Annotated in this window: 17 protein-coding genes; 4 read left to right on the forward strand and 13 right to left on the reverse strand. The window is 70.8% G+C overall.

Annotated features, from left to right (window positions below):
• Positions 1–53: 53 nt before the first annotated feature.
• Genes ACFYYJ_RS04370 through kdpF form a run of 3 tightly spaced genes read right to left on the reverse strand, consistent with a single transcriptional unit; the run spans position 54 to position 4,659 of the window.
• Positions 54–1,985 carry an NAD-binding protein gene (locus tag ACFYYJ_RS04370; protein WP_389128342.1) on the reverse strand — a complete coding sequence of 644 codons (1,932 nt, stop codon included), beginning with the start codon at positions 1,983–1,985 and terminating at the stop codon, positions 54–56.
• A gap of 5 nt (positions 1,986–1,990) precedes the next feature.
• Positions 1,991–4,567, reverse strand: a complete 2,577-nt coding sequence (locus ACFYYJ_RS04375; RefSeq protein WP_389128344.1) for an ATP-binding protein — start codon at positions 4,565–4,567, stop codon at positions 1,991–1,993.
• Positions 4,568–4,569: 2 nt separating this feature from the next.
• A complete protein-coding gene (gene kdpF / locus ACFYYJ_RS04380; RefSeq protein ID WP_099888229.1) occupies positions 4,570–4,659 on the reverse strand; it encodes a K(+)-transporting ATPase subunit F in 90 nt (29 codons plus the stop codon).
• 212 nt (positions 4,660–4,871) lie between these two features.
• Between kdpF and ACFYYJ_RS04385 the strand changes: the two genes are divergently transcribed.
• Positions 4,872–6,434 carry a Na+/H+ antiporter gene (locus tag ACFYYJ_RS04385; protein ID WP_389128346.1) on the forward strand — a complete coding sequence of 521 codons (1,563 nt, stop codon included), beginning with the start codon at positions 4,872–4,874 and terminating at the stop codon, positions 6,432–6,434.
• Positions 6,435–6,487: 53 nt separating this feature from the next.
• Here ACFYYJ_RS04385 and ACFYYJ_RS04390 read toward each other — a convergent pair whose 3' ends face one another.
• From ACFYYJ_RS04390 to ACFYYJ_RS04400, 3 genes are all read right to left on the reverse strand, one after another.
• Entirely contained in the window at positions 6,488–7,210 is a 723-nt protein-coding gene (locus ACFYYJ_RS04390) for a cation transporter (RefSeq protein ID WP_389128348.1), read from the reverse strand.
• Positions 7,210–7,545, reverse strand: a complete 336-nt coding sequence (locus ACFYYJ_RS04395; protein WP_389128350.1) for an ArsR/SmtB family transcription factor — start codon at positions 7,543–7,545, stop codon at positions 7,210–7,212. The genes ACFYYJ_RS04390 and ACFYYJ_RS04395 overlap by 1 nt, the downstream gene beginning before the upstream one ends.
• 264 nt (positions 7,546–7,809) lie before the next feature.
• A complete protein-coding gene (locus ACFYYJ_RS04400; RefSeq protein ID WP_389128352.1) occupies positions 7,810–8,625 on the reverse strand; it encodes a GNAT family N-acetyltransferase in 816 nt (271 codons plus the stop codon).
• Between the two features lie 575 nt (positions 8,626–9,200).
• On the opposite strand from ACFYYJ_RS04400, the gene ACFYYJ_RS04405 reads away from it, so the two are divergent.
• A complete protein-coding gene (locus ACFYYJ_RS04405) occupies positions 9,201–9,788 on the forward strand; it encodes a histidine phosphatase family protein (RefSeq protein WP_389128354.1) in 588 nt (195 codons plus the stop codon).
• A 393-nt stretch (positions 9,789–10,181) separates the two neighbouring features.
• The gene (locus ACFYYJ_RS04410) at positions 10,182–10,868 is read left to right on the forward strand and encodes a response regulator (protein WP_389129038.1); all 687 of its coding nucleotides are present in this window, start codon (positions 10,182–10,184) and stop codon (positions 10,866–10,868) included.
• A gap of 54 nt (positions 10,869–10,922) precedes the next feature.
• Here ACFYYJ_RS04410 and ACFYYJ_RS04415 read toward each other — a convergent pair whose 3' ends face one another.
• The gene (locus tag ACFYYJ_RS04415; RefSeq protein WP_389128356.1) at positions 10,923–11,765 is read right to left on the reverse strand and encodes a hypothetical protein; all 843 of its coding nucleotides are present in this window, start codon (positions 11,763–11,765) and stop codon (positions 10,923–10,925) included.
• 260 nt (positions 11,766–12,025) lie between these two features.
• The gene (locus tag ACFYYJ_RS04420; RefSeq protein ID WP_389128358.1) at positions 12,026–12,757 is read right to left on the reverse strand and encodes a MerR family transcriptional regulator; all 732 of its coding nucleotides are present in this window, start codon (positions 12,755–12,757) and stop codon (positions 12,026–12,028) included.
• Positions 12,758–12,811: 54 nt separating this feature from the next.
• Here ACFYYJ_RS04420 and ACFYYJ_RS04425 point away from each other — a divergent pair, with 54 nt between their 5' ends.
• Positions 12,812–13,114 carry a hypothetical protein gene (locus ACFYYJ_RS04425; RefSeq protein ID WP_389128359.1) on the forward strand — a complete coding sequence of 101 codons (303 nt, stop codon included), beginning with the start codon at positions 12,812–12,814 and terminating at the stop codon, positions 13,112–13,114.
• 882 nt (positions 13,115–13,996) lie between these two features.
• Here ACFYYJ_RS04425 and ACFYYJ_RS04430 read toward each other — a convergent pair.
• From ACFYYJ_RS04430 to ACFYYJ_RS04450, 5 genes are all read right to left on the reverse strand, one after another.
• Positions 13,997–14,071, reverse strand: coding sequence for a 50S ribosomal protein bL37 (locus ACFYYJ_RS04430; protein WP_383394580.1), 75 nt, complete (start codon positions 14,069–14,071; stop codon positions 13,997–13,999).
• Positions 14,072–14,085: 14 nt separating this feature from the next.
• Positions 14,086–14,892, reverse strand: a complete 807-nt coding sequence (locus ACFYYJ_RS04435; protein ID WP_389128361.1) for an SDR family NAD(P)-dependent oxidoreductase — start codon at positions 14,890–14,892, stop codon at positions 14,086–14,088.
• A 715-nt stretch (positions 14,893–15,607) separates the two neighbouring features.
• Positions 15,608–18,151: an ATP-binding protein gene (locus ACFYYJ_RS04440; protein ID WP_389128363.1), complete on the reverse strand. Its 2,544-nt coding sequence runs from the start codon at positions 18,149–18,151 to the stop codon at positions 15,608–15,610.
• 47 nt (positions 18,152–18,198) lie between these two features.
• Complete coding sequence (locus ACFYYJ_RS04445) at positions 18,199–18,888, reverse strand: response regulator (RefSeq protein WP_328775431.1); 690 nt, start codon at positions 18,886–18,888, stop codon at positions 18,199–18,201.
• Between the two features lie 124 nt (positions 18,889–19,012).
• The gene (locus tag ACFYYJ_RS04450) at positions 19,013–19,690 is read right to left on the reverse strand and encodes a potassium-transporting ATPase subunit C (RefSeq protein ID WP_389128365.1); all 678 of its coding nucleotides are present in this window, start codon (positions 19,688–19,690) and stop codon (positions 19,013–19,015) included.
• Position 19,691 lies beyond the last annotated feature (1 nt).

The raw sequence follows: 19,691 nt of genomic DNA on the forward strand, positions 1-19,691 counted from the left end.
TGCGTGATCCAGGGCGTGAGCCGGCCGGTGCGGCGATTGCGCGTCATACGAGATCAATGGGCCGGATGCTGTCTGCGGCTTGCCGGGAGGGGTTGGACTCCCGTCATCAGGAAGTCGAGACCCCGGCGTGTGGTAACCAGCACGACTCGGTCGTCGTGCCGCAGGATCCGTCCGTGTGGCGGGCGCCAGTCGAATGCGGGTCGGTCCGTGCGGAATCCGCCGAGCGTGTCCGTGGACGAGGCTGAATGCCGGCTGGTCGAAGGGCCGACGGGGAGCACGCGCCACTCGTGCTCCTTGAAGGCCTCGTGTATCGAGTGCCCTTCCAGTTCCGGGTGGCCGGCGACGTCCACGACGGTGAAGAGCAGGGATCCGCGTTCCACCGGCATCACCCCCAGCACGTGGCGGCCCATCATCGCGGCGGCGAAGGACGGTGCCGCCAGTGCCGAGACACTGCGGCTGCGGGTGAGGGCCTCCGGGTAGCCGGCACGCATGGTGCGCGAGACGGTGGCGGTGAAGTCGTCTCCGTACAGGCGCATCACCGCCCGCACCCGGGGATTGCTCTCGCGGGCGGCCATCACGATGTCGAGGTTCTCGCCGTCGTCGTGGGTGAGGACGAGCAGCGACTTGCTGGTGGTGATGCGGGCGAGGTCCAGTACTCCGGGGGCGGCGGCGTCCTCAAGGAGCAGGTGCACGCCGAGCTCGCGCGCCAAGGCGACCCCCCGGGCCTGCGGATCCCGCTCGATGACCACGACCTTGTGGTCGGTGGTGCACAGCTGTGCCAGGACGCGCGTGCCGATCTTCCCGAGGCCGACCAGGACGATGTGGTCGTGCAGGCTCGTATCGGGTACGTGGTCGGCCGATGCGGTGCGGAAGGCCAGGGTGGCGTTCATGGCGGCGGCCACGACGAGCGGTAGTACGGCCAGGCCCACGAAACCCGCGATCAGCTGGAGCACCTGGCGGGCCGTCGACTCCTCGGTGGCCGGGTCGCCCATGGTGAAGATGTCCAGCAGCGGCAGGTACACCGACTTCCACAGCGGTCCGTCCTCCACGACGGCCGTTGCCGCGGCCAGGAGCACCACGGCCGCGCCGAGGACCCCGAAGACGGCCGTCACCTCGCGGGAGACGAAGATCTTCCAGGGCAGGTGCCCGATCCGGTCGCGCAGCCAGCCAGCGTAGGCCCGCCGGCGGCGGGAGGGGGACGGCGGCGCATGGTGCTGGGTCACCTCCTCGAGCATGAGGCGGCCGTGCGTGAACTGCCGGTGGTACGCGGTCGCGGTGTCGGGCAGCAGCTGGGTGCCGCTCGCGCCGGGGGTTTCCGCACTGTCCTCGCCCAGCGGATCGTCCATGTGGGTTCCGGAGAGGACGGCAAGGGTGGCCAGGTCCGTCGCGTGGGGTGGCGTTCCGGCCGGTCGTACGACACCGCGGAACACTTTGCCCTCGACCTGGAGCGTGTGGCCGCGTCCGACCGCGGCGGCGGCGACCAGCTCGGGTACGGCGGTGTCGGCGTCGGAGAGGATCGTCGTGGACGCGTCGACGGACGAGTCGTCGTCTGGCGTCCATGCGGCGGCTGCGCGGTCGAGGAGGCGTTCCAGGTGGCGACCGCGGTCCCGGTTGAACATGCGGATGACCAGGCGCACGGACGGATTGATGCTGCGGGCCAGCAGGGCTGCGGTCATGTTCATCTGGTCGTCGCCGTACGTGAGCGCGAGCGCGGCGGCACGTTCGACGCCGGCCGCCCGCAGGGTCTGCTCGTCCGGCCTGGCGGAGATGAGCAGTTCGACGGGGGAGCGGGGATCCCGGTGCAGGGCGACGACATCGGCGCCGTGCCCATCGCGGCGCGACGGCAGCACGACCGTGACGGCTTCGCCGCACACGGCGTCGAGTTCCTGTGCCAGGCGGTGCACGAGTCCGTCGTCCCCGCAGATGATCGTGTGCTGGGACCGCTGTCCGAGGCCCGTTCGGAGGTGGAGGGTGGAGGAGGACATACGGGTCAGAGCCGCCCTGCGGTCGCATCGGCGGCGACGGGCAGGGACAGGACCATGGTCAGACCGCCGCCAGGGGTGTCCTCGGGTGTGAGGGTGCCGTTCATCGCTTCCGTGAGTCCACGGGCCAGGGCGAGGCCGAGGCCGAGTCCGGCGGTGTTGTCGCGGTCGCCGAGGCGCTGGAAGGGCTCGAAGGCGCGCTCGCGGTCGTCGGCGGCGATTCCGGGGCCCCGGTCGGCGATCCTGACCTCGACGCGGCCGGCCAGGGCGCTAGCCGTCACCAGTACCGGACGGTCTGCGGGGGCGTGGCGGACCGCGTTGCCGACCAGGTTGGCCAGGACCCGTTCGAGCAGAGGCGGGTCGGCCTGCAGCGCCGGCACGGTCTCCAGGTTCTGTACGTCGATGCCGGGCGTATCCGCCGACGGCAGGTCAAGTGAATCCAGAGCGGCGGGCAGGACTTCCTCGAGAGTGGTGGCCCGCAGTTCGAGGGTGAGGGCGCCGGCTTGCAGGCGGCTGAGGTCGAGCAGGTTCTCCACCAGGCGGTTCAGCCGGTTCAGGGACATCTCGGCGGATTCGAGCAGCTCCGCCCGGTCCTCCTCGGAGAAGTCCACGTCCGGGGCGCGCAGCGAGCCGATCGCGGCCAGCGCCCCGGCCAGTGGAGTCCGCAGGTCGTGGCTGACGGCCCGCAGCAGGGCGGTGCGCAGGCGGTCGGCGGCCTTGATGGGTTCGACTTCGGCGGCGGCCTCGGCCAGGCGGGCCCGCTCGACCGCAGCGCCGACGTGCGCGGCGAAGGCGGCCAGGACGCGGCGCTCGGAGGACGGCAGCGTACGGCCGCGCAGGACGAGGAAGTCGCCGGGCCCGGCCGCGACCACCAGGTCGGGGTCCGGGCCGCCACGGATGCGGTGCCCGCTCTCCGTCCCGGAGGCGGCGTCAGGTGCTTCCGGAGCCAGCTCGACGGTGTCCATGCCGAAGGTCTCCCGGGTCCGTTCCAGCAGGGCCGGTATCGTCTGGTCGCCGCGCACGATGCTGCCCGCGAGGGAGGACATCGTCTCGGCCTCGGCCGTGGCCCGGGCGGCGCGGCGAGACAGGCGCAGGGACCTGTCCGCGGCGGCGGCCACGGTGGCGGCGACGACGGCGAAGACCACCAGCGCCAGCACGCTGTCCGGGTCGCTCATGGTGAACTCGCCTATGGGCGGCATGAACCAGTAGTTGAGGAGCAGGGCGGCGGTCAGTGCCGCGATCACGGCGGAGGCGACGCCTCCGATGCAGGCCACGCCGACGACGGCCACCAGGAACAGCAGCGCCTCGCTGGTCAGGTTCAGCGTGCCGCGCATCCGGTCCAGGGCGAGGGTGAGCAGTACCGGGAGGACGACACCGGCCACGGGTCCGGCGATGAGCCGGGAGGTGGGCAGCGTGCGGCGGCGGGACGGCAGCAGCCGGCCGTGACCGGCACGCTCGTGCGTGACCATGTGGACGTCGATGTCCTCGGAGAGCCCGACGACGGTCTCGCCGATTCCCCGGCCGGTGAGGAAACGTTCCAGCCTGCGGCGGCGGCTCGTACCGAGGACGAGCTGGGTGGCGTTCTCCGCCGTGGCGAAGTCCACCAGGGCGGTGGGTACTTCGTCGCCCACGACGGAGTGGTAGCTGCCGCCCAGGTCCTCGACGAGGGCCCGCTGCGCGGCGAGCGCCGCGTGCGAGACCCCGGCGGCGAGGGCGTCGCTGCGTGCGATGTGCACGGCGAGCAGTTCGCCACCCGCGGAGCGGCCGGCGATGCGGGCGGCGCGACGGATCAGGGTCTCGCCCTCAGGGCCGCCCGTGAGCGCCACCACCACCCGTTCCCGGGTCTCCCAGACTTCCCCGATGCCGTGCTCGACGCGGTACTTGTGGAGCGCCTCGTCCACTCGTCCGGCCAGCCACAGCAGGGCCAGCTCCCGCAGCGCGATGAGGTTGCCGGGGCGGAAGTAGTTGGCGAGGGAGGCGTCGATCCGTTCCGGGGGATAGATGTTGCCGTGGGCCATCCGGCGCCGAAGCCCCTCGGGGGGTATGTCGACCAGCTCGATCTCGTCGGCGCGGCGTACGAACTCGTCGGGCACCGTCTCGCGCTGCGGCACCCCGGTGATCTTCTCGACGACGTCGCTCAGCGACTCCAGGTGCTGGATGTTGAGCGTGGTGACGACGTCGATCCCGGCGGCGAGGATGTCCTCGACGTCCTGCCAGCGCTTCGGGTGCCGGCCGCCGCCCGGGACGTTGGTGTGGGCGAGCTCGTCGATCAGCACCACCTGCGGACGCCGGGACAGCAGCGCCTCCCGGTCCAACCCCGCGTACCGGCCGCCACGGTAGTCGTGGCCGGCCAAGGGCAGCATCTCCAGGCCGTCGAGCTTCGCCTCGGTGTGCCGGCGCCGGTGGCACTCCACGAGACCGGCCACCACATCCGCCCCGCGCGCCACCCGGCGGTGGGCCTCGTCGAGCATGCGGTACGTCTTGCCGACACCGGGGGCCGCGCCCAGGAAGACCTTGAGCCTTCCGGGCCGGACGACCGGCTGTGCCGCCCCTGCCGTCAGGCCGGCCGCGTCCGTCGTCGTCATGCTCAGAACTTCTCGGGAAAGAAGAACGCCAGGATCAGATACCCGACCAGGCAGACCGCAATGATGATGCCGACGACATTCTCCGTACTCACCCGTACCCGACTCCTCCGGACGCCCTCAACCTCAACAGCGAACACCAGCGAGGTCGTGAACGAAACGTCCCTGATGCACTCCTAACGGCACTGGGGTGGGACTTTGACGGTGTATTGACGGCCGTTACATCGATAGGGTGAAGGCGGTGTGCCGGGAAGCCTGGTCGGCGTCGCGTGACCGCACGGTCCGCGTCGACTCGGGTGGGGGCGGAATGCGCAGCGTCGGTACGGTCTTGTTCCTCGTGGTGCTGGCCACGGTCGTGGCCACGGGTGCCCGCCGCTGGCGGATCCCCGCGCCCTCACTGCTCGTTGTCGCGGGCCTCGTCGTCGCGCTGATACCGGGCACCCCCGAGATCAGGGTCAGTCCCGAAGTCATCGGGCTCGTCGTGCTGCCGCCCCTGCTCTATGCCAGCGCGGAGGAACTGTCCTGGCGCGAGCTGCGCCTGGTGTGGAAGCCGGTCAGTGTGCTCGCCGTCGGCCTGGTGCTGGCCTCGGCGGCCGCGGTCGGGGTGATCGCGTCGCTGATCACTCCGCTGACGTGGCCGATGGCGCTGGTGCTCGGGGCCATCCTCGCGAGCACGGACCCGGTGGCGGTCACCGCGCTCGGCCGACGCCTGGCGCTGCCGCCCCGCGTCCAGGTCCTCGTACAGGCCGAGAGCCTGTTCAACGACGCCACCTCGCTCGTGCTCTTCCGGGTCGCCGTCGTCGTCGCCGCGGCCTCCGCCGGAGTGTCCTGGCAGGCGGCGGGCACCGAGTTCGCACCGCTCGCCGGGGGCGGCACTCTCATCGGGGGAGCTGTCGCCGGGGTGGTGGCGCTGATCCGACGCAGGACCGAGGACCCGGTACTGGAGACGGTCATCGCCCTGGTGACCCCGTACGCCGCCTACGTGCTGGCGGAGGCGGTGCACGCGTCGGGCGTGACCGCAGTCGTCGTGGCGGGTGTCGTGCTCGGAGGCCGGGCCGACCGGTTGACCAACGCCGGCATACGGATCCAGTTGCACGCCGTCAACGGCACCGTGCTCTTCCTGCTGGAGAGCGTCGTCTTCAGCCTGATCGGGCTCACCCTGCCGGGACAGGTCGCCGCGCTGACCGCCGCCGACGGACTCTGGCCGCTGTACGCCCTGGCGGTCGCCGCGACCCTGGTCACCGTGCGCCTTCTGTGGGTCCTGCCGCTCTCGGCCGTCGTCCAGCGCAACGCCGGCGTACGCCCGTCCTGGCGCGTCCCGGCCGTGCTGACCTGGGCGGGAACGCGCGGCGTCGTCCCGCTGGCCGCGGCGCTGTCCATCCCGGTCCTGGCGGACGACGGAAGCCCTCTGGACCAGCGGCCACTCGTGCTCGTGCTGACGACGTCGGTGGTGGTGGTCACCCTTGTCGCCCAGGGCTTCACCTTGGCCGACGTGGTCCGCCGTTCCGGAATCGCCCTCGAACCGGACCACACCGAACGCGAGGAGGCCTCGGCCCGGTGCGCCCTCGCATCCGCCGGGATCCGGCGACTGGACGAGATGTCCGACCTCGAAGCGGTTCCGGACGTCGTGGCGGACCGCCTGCGGCGCAGTCTGCAGGCACGTCTCGAACATGCCCACGACCGCCTGGAGGAAGCCGACCTGGCCGAGTCCGCGGACTACGTGTACCGGCTGCTTCGCCGTGACCTCATCCGGGTGGAGGCGGCCGAACTCCAGCGGCTGTACGACGAACACCACATCAGCGACACCACGCGCCGCAACCTCCAGCGCTCCTTGGACCTGGAGGAGGCACGGCTGGACCTGGCGAGCTGAGGTTCAACTGCGGCGGCTGGCTTGGCCGGTACTCGCCAGGTGATGGCGCCGGGTCAGCCGCAGCAGTCGCAACCGGGTCGGCATCCGCACGCGTCCGTCGCCGTGTCGACGGACGGCACGACGGTGGCGGCGGGTGTCGCGCAGCAGCCCTTGCCCTGCCAGGCGTCTAGGCCTTCCTTGAGCGCGATGGCGGAGATGACCAGGGCGGCGATGGGGTCGGCCCAGGACCAGCCGAGGGTGGCGTTGAGAACCAAGCCGACCAGGAGGACGGCGGAGAGGTAGGTGCACAGGAGGGTCTGCTTGGAGTCGGCCACCGCCGACGCGGAGCCCAGTTCGCGCCCGGCCTTGCGCTGGGCGGCGGACAGGAACGGCATCACCGCGAGCGAGAGGGCGGCGATGACGATGCCGGGAACGGAGCGTTCGGCCTCACCGGTGCCGGCCAGCGTGCGGGCGGCGTCGACGGCTACGTATGCGGCGAGCGCGAAGAACGACACCGCGATGATCCGTAGCGTGGTCTTCTCCCGGGCCTCGCGTACCGCATGCTCGCGAGCGGAGAACTGCCAGGCGACCGCGGCGGCGGAGGAGACCTCGATGACCGAGTCGAGGCCGAATCCGATCAGCGCGGTGGACGAGGCGATCGTCCCGGCGGTGATCGCGACGATCGCCTCGATCACGTTGTAGGTGATGGTGGCCGCGACCAGCAGCCGTATCCGGCGGGCCAGTACGTCGCGGCGGGCCGGGGCCGGGCTTACGCCGATGGGTATCTCGGCGGCCATCAGCAGCACCCCTCTTCTTCTGCGTCCACGCAGGTCTTGTCGGCCGCGACCGCCACCACGGCGGTGCGCAGGTCGTCGAGTGCGTGGCCGAAGCGTTCGTCGGCGAGCTCGTAGCGAGTGCGGCGGCCGTCGGGGACGGCGACGACCAGGCCGCAGTCCCGCAGGCAGGCGAGGTGGTTGGACAGTCGGGTGCGCGAAATGTCCAGGGCGTCGGCGAGGTCGGACGGGTACGCGGGGGCCTGGCGCAGCGCGAGGAGGATGCGGCAGCGGATCGGGTCGGCGAGAGCACGGCCGAACCGCACGAGGACCTCGATGTCGGAAGCAAGGGTCAGCACATCACGAAAGTACACCAGATCCTGAATTCAGGATATCGTGGATTGTGTTGGCTGAAGCGTCCTGGTCGATGGTGTCGACCCCTTCGCACCCGGGGGAGCGGCACCGAGTATGTCCTGCCGCCTCTACGGGCACGAGGACGGCACGGTTTCCGGCGCGCCGAGCGAAGCCGCGCTGCGCGAGGCACTGGGGGTACGGTCCTGCCACAGCCCGCCGCGTCGGGTGACCGGTGAGAGCACGACGTATTCGACGTGGCGAGTCGGCCATCAGGCCAAAGCTGCGGCCACGCCCGACGCCGGCACCGGCGTTGCCCGGACCTCGCGTACCAAGGCACGGCCCGTGGCGTGGTGGACGTATTCGCGGGTGAGTCGGAATCCGGCCGTCCAGGCCAGCAGCCGGCTGGGTCGGTTGTCGCGCGAGCAGCACCAGCTCGCGGTACGTCCACGTGCCTGGATATCGGCCGCCAAGCCGGCGACGCAGGCCAGTGCGAGACGTTCGCGGCGGTGGTCGGGCACGGTGACGACCGCGATGTCCTCGTAGGCGCTGCCGAGGAAATAGGTGCAGGCGACGGAGAGGATCCGGCCCTTGGCGAAGGCGGCCCAGGCGTGGCCCGAGGCGGCCAGTCCGAAGGGTCCACCCCAACTGGCGTGGATCCAGGCGTTTTCGGAGTCCAGCTCGGCCAGCGCCGGAACGTCCTCGGGTGTCAGCCGCCGCACCGCCACGCCACGCGGCGTACGGGGGAGGGATACCGATGCCTGAGCCTGGTGGACGTACAGCATCCGCTCCCAGGGGATGACGCGCTCGAACGCGGAGCCGAGGGCGGGCCGGAAGCGTGAGGGCGTCTCGACGTACTGGTCAGCGAACCGGGCCAGGGCATCCGGGGCGAGCGCGCTGGGGTCGCCGCGCAGTAGCACGTGGTCCGCGCAGGTGACGGCGAGGACGCGGGGCCGGTCAGGACGATCGGCCCACCAGCAGCCGGCGCCCGTGGTCAGTACGTGCTCGGCGAGTGCCCCGAGACCGGGGGAGCCGGTGGGAAACCACCGGCTCAGGGTGGGCAGTTGCTGCGGTGCGATTTCGATCATCAACGCTCCCTTGTGGTGCGCGGGCTGTGATGCAGGGGAGCGAGGCGCCGCCTGACGGCGGCCGTCCCGTCCCGGGGTGGTTCGCCTCAGGCGTCGCGGCCGACGAGCAGTCCGGCAAGCTCGCTCAGGCGCTGGATCGGGCGCTCCTCGGCGGGTGCAAACGGCCCGGGCCACGCGCTCATCACGGTCGTAGGACGCAAGGTGAGGCCCGGTGCCTGCCAGGCGGGGCAGGCACCGGGTGGAAGCGGCCGCCCGCTACACGGGCGGGGGCGGGCGGCCGCGGTTCGGAAGCGGTGCGTCAGCGCACCGGCAGGTGAGCAGCGCGCGAGGGCGGGCGCACCGTATGCGGTGGCCGGTCGTCGTGGCGCAGACCGCTGTTCACGTCACTCATCCAACTGCCTTACGAGGTGCGGCTCAAGACAGTCATCCAGTCCTTGACACAGCTCTGATGCCGACGTGCCCCGGACGGATGATGCCGGGCATCAGAGCAGAGCGAGTTCACGCCGCAGGACCTGCCTGGGATGAGGCAAGGCAGGTCTCCCGTTGTGACGTATGAGCGGATTGCGTGCGGATCCATGGGTGAGCTGATAGTGATCAGGCACGGCCAGACCGAGTGGAGCCTGTCGGGCCGGCATGCCGGCCGTACCGACGTTCCGCTGACGGATGCGGGTGAGGCGGCAGCCAAGGCGCTCGCTCCAAGGCTGTCCCAGCGCCGTCTGGTTGCCGTGTTCAGCAGTCCGCTGAACCGGGCCCTGCGGACGGCAGAGCTGGCGGGTCTGACCGATGTCAGGCCTGACCCCGACCTCATGGAGTGGGATTACGGCGCCTACGAGGGCCTGACCGCCGGGCAAATCCGGGAGACGAGGCCGGGTTGGGACCTGTGGCGGGACGGCGTCGTAACTGGCGACGCCGACCATCCCGGCGAGCAGCTCCAACAGGTGGCGGCCCGCACGGATGCGGTGCTGGACCGGATCCGGCCGCTCTTGGACGACGGCGATGTCGCCGTCGTCGCGCATGGTCATCTGGCGCGGGTGCTGACCGTGCGCTGGCTCGGCCTTGACGCGTCCGCCAGCCGACTGCTCGGCCATCCACATCCCGGCACTCTCAGCTTCCTCGCCACCGAGGAGGGGCAGCCGGTCATCTCCGCCTGGAACGTGCCGTAGCGACAGAGGCGCTGCATCACGTCTACCGCGCGGGACGCCGGTCGCGGATGAGGGCGCCGGAGATGCCGATGTCGGCGCAGGCGGCGGCAGCCGGCCGGCCACCGGGACTCACCCGACATCAGCGGTGCGTCAAGAAGCACAGGCCGGCCGTAAGAGGGGTGTCAACGTGGCACGTCGGCTTCCGGCAGTGATCGCAGACTGAGCGCAGGGGGGATCGGGCGGCCGTCCGTGATGCGAGGTTGGAGGGCGCGAGTGATCTCCGCCGAGACCATGCCCAGCCCGGACCTAGGGGGGCGGACTGGAGCCGGACGCATCACGGTCGGGCCGTCACCTCCGGGGGAAAGCCAACGGTCCGATCCGGATCTCCACATGCGACAGGAAGGCGGCGCGCCGATGCCCCGGGTGCTGGTGGTGGATGACGAACCGCAGCTTGCGCGGCTGCTGGTCATCAATCTGAAGGCGCGGAAGTACGAAGTCGACTGCGCGCAGGACGGGGGTACGGCCCTGGAGGCCGTGGCGGCCCGCCGCCCGGACGCGGTCCTGCTCGACCTCGGGCTTCCCGACATGGACGGGATCGATGTGATCAAGCGACTGCGCGTGTGGTCGCAGGTACCCGTCCTGGTGGTCTCCGCCCGCCACGGCTCCGAGGAGAAGATCCACGCCTTGGACGCGGGTGCCGACGACTACATCACCAAGCCCTTCAGCATGGACGAACTGCTCGCCAGGCTGAAAGCCGTGGCTCGCCGCACCCCGACACAAGGCACGGCCGCACCGGACGAAGCGCTGGTCGAGACCGAGGAATTCACGGTCGACCTGCTTGCCAAGAAGGCCCGGCGCAGGGGGAAGAACATCAGGCTCACGCCGACGGAATGGCATCTGCTGGAAGTCCTGATCCGCAATCGCGGCCGACTCGTCAGCCAGCGGCGTCTGCTCCAGGAGGTGTGGGGCTCCTCGTACGGCACGCAGACCAACTACCTCCGGGTGTACATGGCCCACCTGCGGCGCAAGCTGGAGGCGGACCCGTCGCACCCGCGCCATCTGATCACCGCCCCCGGCATGGGCTACCGCTTCGAGGCGTGACCGAGGCGAGGCCGGCGGGGCTTCTGGACGGGGCCGGGTGCAGGGGAGCCGGTGTCAGTATGCGCCGAAGGACCAGAAGACCCCGACCTCTTCGTCGGACACGGCGATGAGGCCCAGTTCTTCGAACAGGTCGAGGCCGTTGATGTACTCGCCCGTGATGAACCCGTGGACCCTCGTCCCTTCCAGGCCGGCCTGGACGAAGTCCCGGGCGGGGTCCGAGGCCGCGTCCCGGGCATTCGTCCAGAAGCGGGCGTCCGGGCCGTAGCGGTCCAGCAGGAACCGTGCGTCGGCGAGCAGGGCATCGCGCTCCGGCCGGTTCCGGACGGGCCGGCCCTCGTTCCACTCCTCCGCCATGACGGCGAGCGCGGTGACGGCCCCTGCCGGCTCCAGCTCGTGCAGGCGGTCCCGGAACTCGGCGGCGGGCGGCGGCTCGAAGGGGTACGTCGGTACGGCGTAGCGGGCATTGTTGGTGCGGTCGCCGTCGATCCGCAGCCAGCCGCGCGGGTCCGGGACCTCGCGGTGCATCAGGGCGAGCACGTCCTCGGCCCAGTCCTCGTGCCGGCGCGGACCGGTGGCGAGGAAGACGTACGGGTCATCCAGCAGGCGCAGGGCCGCCGCGTTCCAGGGGCTCCGGCGCCGCCGCAACTCCATGAGGGTGCTGCCGACGCTGCGGGCGAACACGTCGGCCGGCGAGCGCGGAATGCCGGCCAGCGCTCCGTACCCCCACCGCAGGAGTTCCGCGGCCGCACCGCCCGCAGCGGCCCCGTCCAGCTCGCGCGGCGCCTCGGGGACGACAGCCCGGTTTCCCCGCTGGAGTTCGATGGCTGCCCGCCACAGGTCTTCGAGATGGGAGTCGAGGAGGTCGAGGGCGATGCGGTCGTCGTCTGCCGTGCTCATGGGCCAATCCTAGGCCCGGCTCCGGATCTTGCTCTTGGGCGATGGCTGGGGGAGACGCGGGGTCGACAGGCCGGATTCGAAAGAGACGGCCCGGCGGTCCGAGCGGGCCGCTGACCGCACAGGTCCCGATAGCCGGCGAGGCGCTGTTGCTCACTGCAGGGTTGACCGTGCTGGGGCTGCGGCGACGGCTGGCCGAGTCCGGTGAGGGGGGCCCCGCCGACTGCGGGGCGCTGCCGTCCCCGGGCTGCCCGTACGTCGCGTCATACGCCCAGGTGTGCGCGAATGAGCGTGTCGAGTCGCTGCCATGCCGGAGACGAGGCGTTGACCGTGCCTTGGATGAGGGAGGGGATCTCCGAGCCCGTATCCAGCGCGGGAAGTACGTCGCGTCCGTAGCGTTCCTGCGTCGCATCGGCGATCCGGCGGGCCAGGTCGTCGATGCGGGGGTCGTCGGGGCCGAGGTCGTACGCGTGGTCGTAGTCAAGGTAGAGCTGCCGCAGCGCCGGGTCGGCCGTGGTCTCGGCCTGGTCGTGGAAGAGGGTGAACGCGCGGTCCGGGTGGGTGGCGAACACGAGGATCCACAGATCGCGCTGCAGGTCCACCCACCGAGGCGTGAATCCCCAGCGAGTCAGACGCTCGAGATGGGCTCCGACCTCGGCGGGCAGCGGTGTCAGCCGGCCGGCGGCCAGCTGACGCAGGCGCCCTTGCGTTGCCTGCAGACCACGGATGCGGGCGGTGAGCTCGTCGTCGATCTCGCCCAAGGCCTGCTGGAACTCCGTGTCGGTAGCCGATCTCAGGCCTCGGATACGGGCCAGTGGAACACCTGCTTCGGCGAGCGTCCGGATCTTGATCAGATCGATGGCGTCGTTCGCGCCGTACCTGCGGTAGCCGGACGCGTCGCGGTCCGGTTCGGGGAGCAGGCCCTTGTCGTGGTAGACGCGGATGGTCTTGGTCGACACCCCGACGTACTTGGCCAGCTGCCCGATGGTGATCACCCGGTCATCGTCCCACTTGACCTTTCCCCTGGGGCAGGGTTGCAGCATGGCGTCATGGCGAACATGAACATGAGCTTCGACCGGGAGACCCTGCGCGAGCTGGCCGATGAGGGCAACGAGACCGCTCTGGACCGGCTGGCCGATATGGCCGACGTGGCCGGCGACCTCGGGGAGCTCAGCGAGCTGTTGGATGAGGGATGCATGCATGCCGGGTTCCTGCTCACGCGACGCGCGGCCGCGGCCCGCGATCTGCGGGAGCTGCAACGGATCTCCGATGCCGGATACGACGAGGCGGGGAACGAGCTGGATCGGCTGCTGAAGGGGAATGGCGAGAGCGGATCCGGCCGGCCGCTGTAGTCGGCTGTCCAGACTTCGGCCACCGATGTCGCTTCATCCCGCGGCCGCTCTTCCGGTCGCCGTGGGTGGGCCGACGGCGAAGTGGGCGTACTCCCGCTCCGGGCGGAAGCCGGCGGTCCAGGCGAGTAGGCGGCCAGGGCGGTTGCTCGTCGAGCAGGTCCAGCTGGGCGTGTGGCCGCGGGCCGCTATGTCCGAGCACAGGGCGTTGACGCAGTCGAGCGCCAGGTACTGCAGGCGAGGGTCGGGACGGTGACGCAGGCGACATCCTCGTAGGTGGTGCCGAGGAAGTAGGTGTACAGGCCACGGCCACGATGCGGTCGCCTTGGAATACGGCCCAGGCGTGGCCGGAGCGGGCGAGGGCCTCGGGGCCGCCCCAGGTGCGGTGGATCCAGCTCATCGCCGGCGGAAGCGTGGTGAGCGCCCGGGCATCCCGCGCGTTGAGCCGGCGCACGGTGACACCCCTCGGCGGTCGGGCGGCCGGCACGGAGGACCGCTTGACGTACACCACGCGCTGCCATGGCACCACGTGCTGGAAGGCCGCACCGATCAGCGGAAGGAAGCGGCCCGGAGCCTCGACGCAGCGGTCCGCGAAGACCGCGAGATCGCTCGGCGTGAGGGCCCGCGGGTCACCGCGCAGGAGTACGTGGTCCCCGCACTCGGCGGCGATCACGCGCGGCTGGATCACGCGGTCCACCCACCAGCGGCCGGCCTCGGTGGTCAGCACGTGCTCGGTCAGGGCGGCCGAGCCCGGGGCACCCGTCGGGAACCAGCGGACGAGGGCCGGGAGTCGGTGGGGCGGCAGGTTGATCACGAGACTTCCTTGCTGGGACATGGAAGTGGGGCGGACCTGTCGGAGGGCCGCCCCACGGGGTGGACTGATGACTAGCAGTTGGGTTTGCTGCCGTGGTTGGAGCCCCTCTTGCGGCGGGCCCTCTTCTTGCGTGCGCGCTTGGACATGTCCGTGGATCCCTTCAGGCGGTGTGGCCGACGAGGAGGTCGGCGAGCTTGTTGAGGCGCTTGACGGTGCGGTCCTCGGTGGCGGCGGGGGCCGGGGCCACGCGCTCGGAACGGTCGTAGTAGGCGCCGTTGACGATCTCGGTGGCCGGGTCGCAGAGCCGTACGACGTGCTGCGCGCCCTCGGCGGCCGGCGCGCCTTCGTGCCCGTACAGCGGGAGAAGGCCGGTCTCGCACACGCCGGGGTTGACGGAGACGGCGGTGACCCGCGGGTCGGCGGCGAAGACGGTCAGCGCGAGCTGCGACTGGGCGTACGCGGCGAGGCGCGAGTAACGCCGCACGCGCTGCGGGTCGTTCCACTGGATGGCGCCCGTGCGGTGGAGGGCGGAGGAGACGTTGACGACGCGACCACCGGGGTCACTGGTGAGGGCCGGCTCCAGCATGGTGGTGAGGAGGTAGTGGGCCAGGAAGTTGACCTGGAAGGAGATCTCGTTGCCGTCGGCCGTGAGCGTGTGGCGCTCGGGTGCTGCGATGGCCGCGTTGTTGACGAGTACGTCCAGGCGCGGGTGCTCCCGTACGACGGCGTGGGCGAGGTTCTCGACCTCCTCCAGGCGCACGAAGTCGGCGGCGAGCGGCCGGAGACGGGCGCCGTCCACCCCGGCGGTGGCAACGAGCCGGTCGGCGGCGGCCTGGGCCTCCTCGGGCGTGCGGCCGTGGAGGAGGACGGTGGCGCCGCGCTCGGCGAGCCGGCGGGCGGTCTCGTAGCCGATGCCGGAGGTGGCGCCGGTGACGAGGACGGTACGGCCGGACAGGGATGAAGACATGTGGGATTCCTGGAAGCAGGCATGGCCGAAGCGCCCGGCGCCCCAGCGCGAGGCTGGTGCGTAGGCTCGGTCCATGCGGTGAAGGTGAGGATGCGTACGCGGCCTCGGTCAGCGCCCTTCAGGGGGCTGGCGGCAGGTACGGGGAGGACGCGCGGCCGACGTCAGAGGGCCGGGCGGACAGCGGGCGCCGTCGGCTGCACCGGATTCGGTGGCCGATCGTCATAGCGCGGACCGCTGTTCATGGCGCAATCCCAGCGCATCGGGGACCCGGCGGCAAGCGCTCGAAGGCTTCTTGACGGCCTTCTGATGACCCTTCGTCAGAGCCGCATCAAAGATCGACTTCCGTGCGGAAGGAACCCGTCAAGGAGTACTGCCAGGGCCATCCGCCTGGAGCAGACTGGTGTTGCGACGGAGCCGGACGACGGACCGGCGGCACGCGGCCGACGGGCGGTGACCTGAACACCGCCCGAGGGCGCATGGTCCCACCGTGGGGGTACGGGCCGATGCGACCGCGTGTCGGTCACCCGTCGCACAACACATGAGCCGTCCGGCTCGCCGGTGTGGGGATACCGGGGCCGGACGGCTCGCGTGTTTCTGTCATCAGCCCACACGCGGGCAATCGCGGGACTGCTGCGCTGCCTGATGCGGAGACGATCGCGGGCCATGAGGTGACCCGCGATCGTCGGCCTGAGTCGCCCTGCCGGTCACCTCGGCGTCAGGTGACCGCGGATGTCGGGAGCTCCGGCGATACCGGAGGGACGTCCCCTGCTATGGGGAGGGTGATGACCATGGTGAGGCCGCCGCCCGGGGTGTCCTCGGCGGTGAGGGTGCCTCCGATGGCCTCGGTGAAGCCGCGGGCCACGGCCAGGCCGAGGCCGACGCCGGCGCCGCGCGGGGCGTCGCCGTGGCGCTGGAAGGGTTCGAAGATGCGGTTCTTGGCCTCGTCGGGCACGCCGGGCCCGCGGTCGACGACGCGCAGCTCGACGCGGCTGGCGAGCGCGCTGGCGGAGACGTGGACGGGTTGGCCGTCGGGGCTGTACTTGACGGCGTTCTCGACGATGTTGGCGACGGCCCGTTCCAGGAGCCCGCGGTCGACGGCGACCATCGGCAGGGTCTCGGGGATGTCGAGCGCGACGCTGTCCTCGGGCACGCCGCCCAGGGCCATGGGGACGACCTCGTCGAGATCCGTTTCCCGGATCAGTGGGACGACGGTGCCGGTGTTGAGGCGGGACATGTCGAGGAGGTTGCCGATGAGGGCTGCGAGGCGGTCGGCTCCGTCCTCGATGCCTTCGAGGAGTTCGGCCTTGTCGTCCTCGGACCATTCGACGTCGTCGGAGCGCAGGGAGGTGACGGAGGCCTTGATCCCGGCGAGCGGGGTGCGCAGGTCGTGGCTGACGGCGGCGAGGAGCGCGGTGCGGATGCGGTTGGCCTCGGCGAGTTCGCGGGACTTCTCGGCCTCGTCGACCAGGCGCTGGCGGTCGAGTACGACGGCGGCCTGGGCGGCGAAGGCGCCGAGCACGCGGCGGTCCTCGGCGGGCAGGACCCGGCCCGTGAGGGCGAGGGCCATGTTGTCCCCTATGGGGAGGTCGACATCCGCCTCCTCGGGGCGGCTGACGGGACTGGTGCCGACGGACGCCGCCGTCGTCCAGGGATCCACCTCGCTGCTGCGCTCCAGGAGGACGACCGACTGCATGGCGAAGGTCTCGCGGAGCCGCTCGAGGAGCGCGTCGAGGGAGTTCTCACCGCGCAGGACGCTGCCGGCGAGGAAGGAGAGGATCTCGGATTCGGCGCGCAGCCGGGCGGCCTGGTGCGTACGCCGGGCGGCCAGGTCCACTACCGAGGCCACCGACACCGCCACACCGACGAAGATCGCGATGGCGACGATGTTCTTCGGGTCGGAGATCGTGAACTCGTGCAGCGGCGGCGTGAAGTAGTAGTTCAGCAGGAGGGACCCGAACGCCGCCGAGGCGAGCGCGGGGAGCAGGCCGCCGAGCAGGGCCGCCGCCACCGTGAACGTGAGGAAGAGCAGCATGTCGTTCGCGAGACCGAGCTCGGGGACGAGCTGGCTCAACAGCACGGTGAGCAGTGCGGGGCCGGCGATGCCGGTGAGCCAGCCCCAGATGATCCGCGAGCGGCCGAGCCGCGCGCCGCGTGCGACGGGCAGCCCGCGGCCCTTGGCGGCCTCGTCGTGGGTAACGATGTGGACGTCGAGGTCCGGGCCCGATTCGCGGGCGACGGTGGCGCTGACACCGGGGCGGAACACGGACTGCCAGGAGCGCCGACGGCTGACGCCCAGCACGATCTGGGTGGCGTTGCACCCGCGGGCGAACTCCAGCAGCGCGTCGGGGATGCTGTCGCCTATGACGTGGTGGAAGGTGCCGCCGAGGTCCTCGACCAGGGTGCGCTGGACGGCCAGTTCCTTGGGCGAGGCGGAGGTGAGGCCGTCGCTCGCGGCGATGTAGACGGCCAGGACCTCGCCGCCCGCGCCCTTCTCGGCGAGCCGGGCGGCGCGCCGGATGAGCGTACGTCCCTCGGGGCCGCCGGTCAGACCGACGACGATGCGCTCGCGGGCCTGCCAGGTGGAGCGGATGTTGTGCTCGCCCCGGTACTCCTGGAGGTACTCGTCCACCCGGTCGGCGACCCACAGCAGGGCCAGCTCGCGCAGGGCGGTGAGGTTGCCGGGCCGGAAGTAGTTCGAGAGGGCGGCGTCGACCTTGTCGGGCTTGTAGACGTTGCCGTGGGCCATGCGACGGCGCAGGGCCTGCGGGGACATGTCGACGAGCTCGATCTGGTCGGCGCGGCGCGCGACCTCGTCCGGGACCGTCTCCCGCTGGCGGACGCCGGTGATCGTCTCGACCACGTCACCCAGTGATTCGAGATGCTGGATGTTGACGGTCGAGACGACGTCGATGCCGGCCTGGAGCAGCTCTTCCACGTCCTGCCAGCGCTTGGCGTTGCGCGAGCCCGGCACGTTCGTGTGCGCGAGCTCGTCCACGAGAGCCACGGCGGGGCGGCGGGCGAGGATGGCGTCGACGTCCATCTCGGTGAAGGTGGAGCCGCGGTACTCGATCTCGCACCGCTCGATCAGTTCGAGGCCGTGCAGCATGACCTCGGTCCGCGGGCGGCTGTGGTGCTCGACGAAGCCCACGACGCAGTCGGTGCCCCGCTCGACGCGGCGGTGTGCCTCGGAGAGCATCGCGTACGTCTTGCCGACGCCCGGTGCCGCGCCGAGGTAGATGCGGAGCTTGCCGCGTCCCATGTTCAGACTCTTCTTCTCTGGTGACGATCGGATGGGCGGGTGGGTGGTCAGGGTTCGAAGCGGTAGCCCATGCCCGGTTCCGTGATCAGGTACCGGGGGTGCGAGGGGTCCGCTTCCAGCTTGCGCCGTAGCTGGGCCATGTATACGCGCAGGTAGTTGGTGTTCTCCCCGTAGCTTGGGCCCCAGACTTCCAGCAGGAGCCTGCTCTGGGTGATCAGCCGGCCCGGGTGGGTGATGAGGATCTCCAGCAGGTGCCACTCGGTCGGGGTCAGTCGTACGGTGCGTTCGCCGCGGTGGACCTTCTTCGCGATCAGGTCGACGCTGAACTCGTCGGTCGTCACGACGGCGACCTTGTCGGCCTGGGAGGCGGCAGTCGGTTCCTGCCTGCGGGCGGCGGCCCGCAGGCGGGCCAAGAGCTCGTCCATGCTGAACGGTTTCGTCACGTAGTCGTCCGCGCCGGCATCCAGCGCCCGGATCTTGTCCTCCGAGGTGTGACGTGCGGAGAGGACCAGGATGGGGACTCGGCTCCAGCCGCGGACGCTCTTGATGACGTCGATGCCGTCCATGTCCGGGAGGCCGAGGTCCAGCACTATGACGTCCGGCTTGCGGGCGGCCGCGAGCCGCAGGGCCGAGCCGCCGTCGGAGGCCTCTTCAACGTCGAACTTGCGCGCCTGGAGATTGATCTTCAGTGCGCGGACGAGCTGAGGGTCGTCCTCCACCACCAGCACCCGGGTCATCGGTGTGCAGCCTTTCCTTCGTTGCGGGCACGGTAAGGGGCCGGCGGGACGCTGGGGGCCCCTCCCAGCGTCAGCTGGGGGAGTTCCGCGTCCCGCCGGCCCCCGGTCCGTGCGATGTGGAACATCAGCTCTTGGTCAGTGCCTTGAGGGCGGTGTTCAGTTCGAGCACGTTGACGCGGGGCTCGCCCATGAAGCCGAGGGTTCGGCCGGTGGTGTGGTCGGCGACGAGCTTCTCGACCTGCTTGACGTCGAGCTTGTTCTGCTCGGCGACCCGGTGGATCTGCAGCTCGGCGTAGGCGGGGGAGATGTCCGGGTCGAGGCCGGAGCCGGAGGAGGTGACGGCGTCGGCCGGCACGTCCGAGGGCTTGACCCGGTACGTCGCCGTGGAGTTGTCCGCGATGACGGCTGCCTTGGCGTCCTCGACCAGGTTGACCAGGTCCGGGTTGTCGGCGGCCTTGTTGGTGGCACCGGAGAGGATCAGCGAGTACTGGGTGTTGACGCTGTTGGAGCCGAGGCCGTTGGAGGGGCGCGGCTGGAACCACTTCAGGTCCGGCTTCGCCGCCTCTTCCGGGTCGTCGGGGTTCTGCTTGGGCAAGTTGTACGTCTGGCCGATGAGGGAGGAGCCGACGACCTGGCCGCTCTTGTCCTTGATCTCGGAACCATTGGCCTTGTCGCCGAAGGCGACCTGGGCGATGCCGGTGACGGCCAGCGGGTACAGGACGCCGCAGACGATCGTCAGGACCAGCAGCGCGCGCAGGCCGGCCCACAGCAGACGAGCGGTGTTTCCTACGGAGTTGTTCATG

Origin of the sequence: Streptomyces sp. NPDC002467 (assembly GCF_042889825.1) — a bacterium.
In the GTDB taxonomy this organism is placed as follows: domain Bacteria; phylum Actinomycetota; class Actinomycetes; order Streptomycetales; family Streptomycetaceae; genus Streptomyces.